A 7,383-nucleotide genomic window follows, 5' to 3' on the forward strand; every position below is an offset into this window, starting at 1 on the left:
CCGGGCGCGGGCTCAGCACAGGACGCCCTCCGCCGGCTGGTACAGCGCGGTGACGGTGTCGACCTCCCGGTGCCCGTCCGTCAGGTAGGTGCGGGTGCGCTCGGTGGTGACCTTGGTGCACGCCCCCGCGGGGGTGCGGGTCTGGCCGGTCTGCTCGCCTCGCACCCAAGGGGTCGAGTACAGGGTCACGGTGATGGAACTGCTCGTGTACGTGGGCCAGACCAGCACCCCGTAGGGGGTGTTGTTGCGGATCTTCAGATCGGGCTTCGGGTAGCTCAGCGTGGCTTCGCGCCCATAGGGGTAGCGGGAGATGTAGATCGTGTGGGCCTGATATTCCACGAGGTCGAGCCCGGCGAAGAACGCAGCGTTGAACAGGGTGGTGGCGAACTGCGACACCCCGCCGCCGACATCGGTGGTGAACTTGCCGCCGTAGATCACGCCGGCCTCGACGAAACCCTTGGCGCGGGTGCGCTGCCCGAGGTACTCGTTGACCGAGAACGTCTGGCCCGGCTCGATGACCACGCCGCGGATGAGATCCGCGATGCGGTGGATGTTGGTGACCCGGCTTTCGCCGGCGGCGTGGTTGGTGGTGAACGTGCCCACCACGGTCGTGATCCCCATGCGGCGCGCCCAGGTGGCGTCGTGCTCGGGTTGCTCGGTCGTCAGGTCGAGGTCCACCTCGCCACGCCCGTTGCGGAGTGCGTCGACCACCCGCTGGGGTGAGTCCGCGGCACAACATCCGGTGCCAGGTGTGCCCTCGGTGAACGACACGTTGCCCGCCGCATCGACGTGCCAGGCCAGCTGGACGGGGGGTGTACCGACGGCACCCACCGCCGCGGCGACGTCGTGGCTGATCTGCTGCTCGTCCATGCCCAGCACCAGGGTGGAGCCGTCAGAGGCCGGGACCGCACGCATCCAGGTCAGCAGGACGGCGGGTTGGACCGAGGTCGACTTGCCCCCGACCCGGACGGTCAACGGCCGAGCGGCGAGCCGGCGTCCTTCGTCAGCCACCGCTTCCGCCGCGCTGTCGGGGTAGGTCGGTGCCACCTCCACCGTCGCCAGCTCGACGGTGATGGGGCCGTCCGGCGCCGCGGCCTGCTCGATGAGGGCGCGCTCCAAGCTCGCCGTGTCCAGCGACGTGCCCGGCACGCCGGCCACGGCCTCGAGCGTGCCGCCGGCCGCCGAGACGCTCGGTTCCACGGGTACGACCCGATTGGCGTCCTCGAGTGCGGCGATCGCCGTAGCGGCCTGGGCGGAGTCGACGTGGTACACGACCGGGACCCGATGGGGTGACAGGAGCGAGCCGAGCCACTCGAACGGCTGGGCGAGCAGGTTGCCCCTGCCGGCGTCGAGCACAGCTCGGACGGTGGCTTCCCGGTCGACGGACAGGCCCACGGAGGCGGCGGTGGTGTCGAGTGCGCCCGCCGGTGTCTGGATGTGGACCGGTCGCTCACGGGTGCGCTCCGCGAGGCGCTCAACCTCGGCGCGCACCTCGGTCTCCGAGAGGCCGCCCACCGCGGTGCCGGCCAGGGAGACGTTTCGCATCGCTTGGCCGGAGTGCATCGCGGTGTCGAGGGCCCAGGTGCCGAGCAGCGCGGCGAGGACCGCGATCAGCGCGACGAGCGCGGCCAATCCGGCGCTGCGGGGGCTCCGAGGCACCCGTCCACCTTGGCATGCCGCGTGGGGCGGCGGTAGTCGCTGGGTGGCGCGGATTTCCCGCTCCGCCGCCACCCCTGCCATGATCCCGGGGTCGCAGTCAGGGGCGTGGGGGAAGTGCCGATGAGCAGGTTGTGCGAGGGGCGGGTCTGCATCGTCACCGGGGCAGGGCGCGGCATCGGGCGCGAGCACGCGCTGATGCTGGCGGAGCACGGCGCCAAGGTGGTGGTCAACGACCTGGGCGGGTCGATGTCGGGTGAGGGCGCGTCGAGCGGCCCGGCGCAGGAGGTCGTGGAGGAGATCCGCGCTGGGGGCGGTGAGGCGGTCGCCAACACCGACGACGTCTCGGACTGGGACGGCGCCGCCCGGCTCGTCGGGCAGGCGATCGACGAGTTCGGCCGGCTGGACGTCCTCGTCAACAATGCCGGCATCCTCCGTGACCGGATGCTGGTCAACATGACCGAAGCCGAGTGGGACGCGGTGATCAAGGTGCATCTCAAGGGCACGGCCGCGCCGTCACACCATGCGGCCGCCTACTGGCGCGACCGCTCCAAGGCTGGCGAGGACGTCGATGCCAGGATCATCAACACCAGCTCGCCGTCGGGCATCTACGGCAACCCGGGGCAGACCAACTACGGCGCGGCGAAGGCGGGTATCGCCGCCTTCACGGTGATCGCGTCGATGGAGCTCGCCCGCTACGGCGTGACGGTCAACGCCATCGCTCCCGCGGCGCTGACCCGCATGACCGAGAACCTGGGGATGGGGCAGGCGCCGGAGGAGGTCCGACAGCAGATGGCTCCCCGGTGGATCGCCCCCATCGTCACCTGGCTGGCCTCGGGCGAGTCGCGCCAGGTCACCGGCCGGGTCTTTGACGTGTCGGGCAGGCGGCTCGGGGTCGCCGAAGGCTGGCACATCGGGCCTTCGGAGACCCCCGTCGACGATCCGACCCGGATGGGGCCCGTGGTCGCCGACCTGTTGGCTCGCGCCCGACCCAACGCGGACATGGCCGGCAACGACCGCACCGACTGATCCAGACCGCACGACGCAGCGTCACGGAGGCCCGAATGCCGATCAATCCCGATGCCGTGGGCTCCACCAGCGAGCCCTACGAGCACTCCTGGACCGAGAAGGACGTCATGCTCTACGCCCTCGGCGTGGGGGCGGGTACCGGTGAGCTGCAGTTCACCACCGAGAACACCATGGACACCCCCTTGCGGGTGCTGCCCACCATGGCCGTGGTGCTCGGGGTGGGCGGGTTCGGTGCCATGGCCAAGATCGGCACGTTCAACCCGGCGATGCTCGTGCACGGCGAGCAGGCCATCGAGCTCTACGGTGAGATCCCCACGTCGGGCACGGTGAGCACGGTCGGGGAGATCACCGGCATCTGGGACAAGGGCAAGGGTGCGGTGATCGTCACCGAATCGATCTCGACCGACGTGTCCACGGGCAAGCCGCTGTTCAAGAACACGATGTCGGCGTTCATCCGCGGCGAGGGCGGCTGGGGCGGTGATCGAGGCCCGTCCGGGCCGCGCAACGAGCCACCGGAGCGGGCCCCCGATCACGAGGTCACCTACCGCACGCGCGACGACCAGGCGCTGATCTATCGCCTGTCCGGCGATCGCAACCCACTGCACTCGGACCCCGCCTTCGCCAAGCTCGGCGGCTTCGATCGCCCGATCCTCCACGGCCTGTGCACCTACGGGTTCACCGGTCGAGCGCTGCTCCACACCCTCTGCGGATCGAACCCGGCCCGCTTCCGCTCAATGGAGGGCCGGTTCTCCTCCCCCGTGTACCCCGGTGAAGCCCTCACGGTGCGCATGTGGGTGGAGGGCTCGTCGGCCACCTTCCAGACCTGTGGCGAGGACGGCCGGGTGGTGATCGACAGCGGCCGGGTGACGTTCTCGTGAGCCTGCGCGCCGGCTACCGAGGCCGCCTCGGCCTCACGAAGATCTCCGGGATGGTCTCGGCGTAGGTCCAGTCCGGGCGTTTGCAGGGCTGGTGGGAATCCCACACCGCCCGGCCGTCGCGGATCTCCACGAGCTGGGTGATGGGGGCGATGGGGTCGGTGTGCACGCCGGTCAGCGCCAGTGCCGCGTCTGCCGGGAAGGCGCTGAGCAGGCTCGACACCACCACCTGCTCCTGGCGTCCGAGGTAGCAGCGGTTCGCGTCGGTGACGGTCCGCAGGCGGGCGGCGATCGTGTCGAGGTCCTCCGGTGAGCCACCCTCGACGATCAGCTGCTCGAGCCGTGCCGTGACCTCACCGGTGCCGAACTTGCAGGCGGGGCACTGGCCGCAGGACTCGACGTACAGGAACCGGGACACCGCGTGGGCCACCCGGACCATGTCCCGCCGGTCGTCGAAGACCATGAACCCGGCGGCCCCGAGGCCGCTGCCGATGGCGTCGAATGCCTCGTAACTGAGCGGGGTCGAGAGCTGGTCGGCGGTGAGCACGGGGTTCGCCACGCCCGACAGCACGCCCTTGATCGACCGGCCTTCGGGCATCCCCCCGCCGATGTGCTCGATCGCCTCGATCAGCGGGGTGCCCATCGGGATCTCGGCGAAGCCGGCGCGGTTCGTGTCCCCGCACACCGTGCAGATGATCGTCCCCGGCGAGCCGTCCGTGCCGAGCTCACGGAACCACTCGGCACCGTTGGCGACGATCGCGGCGGCGTGCGCGAGGGTCTCGACGTTGTTGACCAGCGTCGGGTTCGACGCCGGACCGCTGGCATCCGAGCCGGCCGTAGGGGCGGACCATCCGAACTGCGGCTGCTCGGCGAAGAGCCCGTAGAGGTACGGGGGGAAGAGGCGGGGGAGCGGGTCCTCGCCCTCGATGACCTCGAGCAACCCCTTCTCCTCCCCGAACAGGTACTCGTCAGGGCCCTTCACGACGTAGATCCGCAACCCGTCGAGCCAGCCGGCGGCCGACATCTCGTCCACGGCGCGCTCGACCGCGGCGATCTGCGGGGCGAACGAGGCCTTCATCGCCACGTAGGCCTCCTGCGCCCCGATGACCCGGGCCGCCACCACCAGGCCTTCGATCACCTGGTAGGGATTGCGATGCAGCAGCGGCCGGTCCTTGTAGGTGCCAGGCTCGCCCTCGGCTCCGTTCGCCACCGCGTACCGCTCGCCGGCCTCCGCGCCGCCGGCCAGCACCGAGCGCCACTTGGTGGCGGTGGGGAAGCCCGCACCGCCCCGCCCGCGCAGCCCGCTGCGCTCGAGCTCGTCGAGCACCGCGTCGGGACCGGCGTCGGCCAGCCGCCCGATGGCTGCGCCCCCACCCCGGCGCTCGTAATCGCTGAGTGAGGTGATCGGCTCCGCTGGCAGGACGCGGTCGGCGAACACCGCGCCACCGTACCCGTGAGCAGCCGCGGTCAGGTGCCTCCGGTGGTCAGAACAGGCGCAGCTCGTCGCGCTCGAGGCCTCTGAGCTCGTCGTAGTCGACCTCGACGCAGACGATGCCCCGGGCGGTCGCGAGCACCTTCGCCTGCTGCTTGATGGACTGGGCCACGAAGACACCCCGGACCGGGCGCAGGAGGGGATCGCGATCCAGGCGCTCCAGGTAACGAGCGAGCTGCTCGACCCCGTCGATCTCGCCCCGCCGCTTCACCTCGATGGCCACCGCGTTGCCCGCCGCGTCGCGGCACAGCAGATCGACGGGCCCGATGTCGGTGGGGTATTCGCGCCGGACCAGCCGCAGTCCGTCGAGCACCACCTCCGGGTTCGCAGCCAGCAGCTCCTGTAGGTGCGCTTCCACCCCGTCCTTCCGGAGCCCGGGGTCGGTGCCGAGCTCGTGGGTGCTGTCGCTGAGCACCTCGTCGAGGACGATGGTGAGCGTCTCACCCTTGGGATTGGTCACCACCCACCGCCCCGGCTCCTCGACCAACCGGTTGGGGGCGTTCATCCAGTTGAGCGGTTTGTAGGCGCCGCCGTCGGCGTGGATGGCCACACACCCGTCTGCCTTCACCATGATCAGCCGGGTGGCGAGTGGGAGGTGCGCGGAGAGCCGGCCCACGTAGTCGACGGAGCAGCGGGCGATCACGATGCGCATCGGGGCGCGAGCGTACGCGCTGGCGGCTCAGTCGATCGCCCGCTCCCGGAAGCGGCTGCGGATGACCTCCCGCCGCTTCTGGAGGTCTCGGTAGGTCAGGGACTCGGTGGCGGGATCGACCCCGAAGCTGCCCTTCACCCCGGACAAATCGAGCTCGTAGGTGCGGGGGTCGATGCCGATGTCGGCCGCGATGCGTTCGCCGTGGGTCTGGGCGAAGTAGGCGGAGATGTGCGCGATCTCCGCGAAGAGGTCCAGGTCCGGGGCGAGCGAGGCGATGGCCCCGTCGAGGAACACCATGTTCTTCACGAACAGCATGAGCTCCTTGGGCAACCGGGCGCCGTAGGCCAGGAGGCTCTTCACCGCTCGCTGGATCTCGTGCACCATCTCGTCGGCGGTCATCGTCGTCGGGTCGACGGGAGGGCGGTCGAGGCCGAGGTCACGGATCACCGCGTCGAGATCGGTATCCGCCGGCAACGCGCCCAGGTCGCGCAGGGCGGCCATCTGCCCTCGGATGTCGTTCATGCTGGCCGCGACCTGCAGCCGCAGGAACGCCAGGCGCCGAGGCTCGTCCATCCGGCCGGTGATCCCGAAGTCGAGCAGCGCCACGCGCCCGTCGGCCATCACGAACAGGTTGCCGCCGTGCAGGTCGCCGTGGAAGATCCCGTGGATCATGGCGCCCTCCATGAAGCCGATCATGCCGGTGCGGATCACCGCCTCGGTGTCCACGCCTGCCTCCTTCATGCGCTCGACGTCATAGAACGCGAACCCGTCGAGCCGCTCCATGACCAGCACCCGCGGTGTGACCAGCTCGGGATGGGGGCGGGGGATCACGTAGCCCCGCTGGTCGAGCTCCGCGAAGCAACGGGCGATGTCGAGCATGTTCTCGGCTTCCAGCCGGAAGTCCAGCTCCTCGGTGATGGTCTCGGCGAACAGCTCCACCAGCGCCGGTGGGTTGGCCAGGGCGGCCACCGGGATGCGCCCGACCAGGAACGGGGCCAACCAGGCCATCACCCGCAGGTCGTCGTGCACCAGCCGGTCGATGCCCGGCCGCTGCACCTTCACGACCACGTCTTCGCCGGTGCGCAGGCGCGCTCGGTGGACCTGGGCGATCGACGCCGCGGCGACCGGCTCGGGATCGAAGCGCTCGAAGACCGCCTCCAACGTCGACCCGAGATCGCTCTCGACCACGGCCCGCACGTCGCCGAAGGACTCCGGCGGCACCCGGTCGCGCAGCTTCTGGAACTCGCTCACCAGCTCCTCGGGGAAGAGGCCCTCCCCCGAGGAGATGATCTGGCCGAGCTTGATGTAGGTCGGCCCGAGTCGCTCCGCGGCGATCCGCAACCGCCGGGAGAGGTCGCGCTTCGACGCGGAGCCGCCGGCTCGCCTGCCGGAGACGTACCAGCCGACGAGGGCGCCTCCGATGTGGCGGGCCACTCGCGCCAATCGCCGGACCGGAGGCAGCTTCCGGGGCCGGACCAGCTCGGGAAGCTCCCGGCGCTGCACCCACCGCACCGCGGGCACCGCGCGGCGCCATCGCATCTCCGCGGGGTCGACGATCCACGGCGGGTGGTCGCTGAACGAGCCCACCTCGAGGTCCGCAGGCGGGCCGTCGGTGGTGGCGCGGGTGTCGGTGGTGGCGGCGTCGTGGGCCATGGTGCCCGGGAGTGTAGGAGCGGACG

At 70.7% G+C, this 7,383-nt stretch carries 6 protein-coding genes; 2 read left to right on the top strand and 4 right to left on the bottom strand.

All coding sequences use genetic code 11. The features are described 5' to 3' along the window. Nucleotides 1-12: 12 nt before the first annotated feature. Nucleotides 13-1,659: a VanW family protein gene (locus V7004_RS07220; RefSeq protein WP_334143045.1), complete on the bottom strand. Its 1,647-nt coding sequence runs from the start codon at nt 1,657-1,659 to the stop codon at nt 13-15. A gap of 120 nt (nt 1,660-1,779) precedes the next feature. Here V7004_RS07220 and V7004_RS07225 point away from each other — a divergent pair, with 120 nt between their 5' ends. Both V7004_RS07225 and V7004_RS07230 read left to right on the top strand, forming a co-directional pair. Continuing rightward, nucleotides 1,780-2,685, top strand: a complete 906-nt coding sequence (locus V7004_RS07225; protein WP_334143046.1) for an SDR family oxidoreductase — start codon at nt 1,780-1,782, stop codon at nt 2,683-2,685. A gap of 35 nt (nt 2,686-2,720) precedes the next feature. Further along, complete coding sequence (locus tag V7004_RS07230; protein ID WP_334143047.1) at nt 2,721-3,563, top strand: MaoC/PaaZ C-terminal domain-containing protein; 843 nt, start codon at nt 2,721-2,723, stop codon at nt 3,561-3,563. A gap of 13 nt (nt 3,564-3,576) precedes the next feature. On the opposite strand, the gene V7004_RS07235 is transcribed toward V7004_RS07230, so the two are convergent. From V7004_RS07235 to V7004_RS07245, 3 genes are all read right to left on the bottom strand, one after another. Then, complete coding sequence (locus tag V7004_RS07235; RefSeq protein WP_334143048.1) at nt 3,577-4,998, bottom strand: NADH-ubiquinone oxidoreductase-F iron-sulfur binding region domain-containing protein; 1,422 nt, start codon at nt 4,996-4,998, stop codon at nt 3,577-3,579. 46 nt (nt 4,999-5,044) lie between these two features. Further along, nucleotides 5,045-5,704: an endonuclease NucS gene (gene nucS / locus V7004_RS07240; RefSeq protein ID WP_334143049.1), complete on the bottom strand. Its 660-nt coding sequence runs from the start codon at nt 5,702-5,704 to the stop codon at nt 5,045-5,047. Between the two features lie 27 nt (nt 5,705-5,731). Further along, a partial coding sequence (locus V7004_RS07245) for an ABC1 kinase family protein (RefSeq protein ID WP_334143050.1) occupies nt 5,732-7,383 on the bottom strand: 1,652 nt, incomplete at its 5' end.

The sequence above is a fragment of the Rhabdothermincola sp. genome, from assembly GCF_036846205.1.
Lineage (GTDB): Bacteria > Actinomycetota > Acidimicrobiia > Acidimicrobiales > Acidimicrobilacustridaceae > Rhabdothermincola.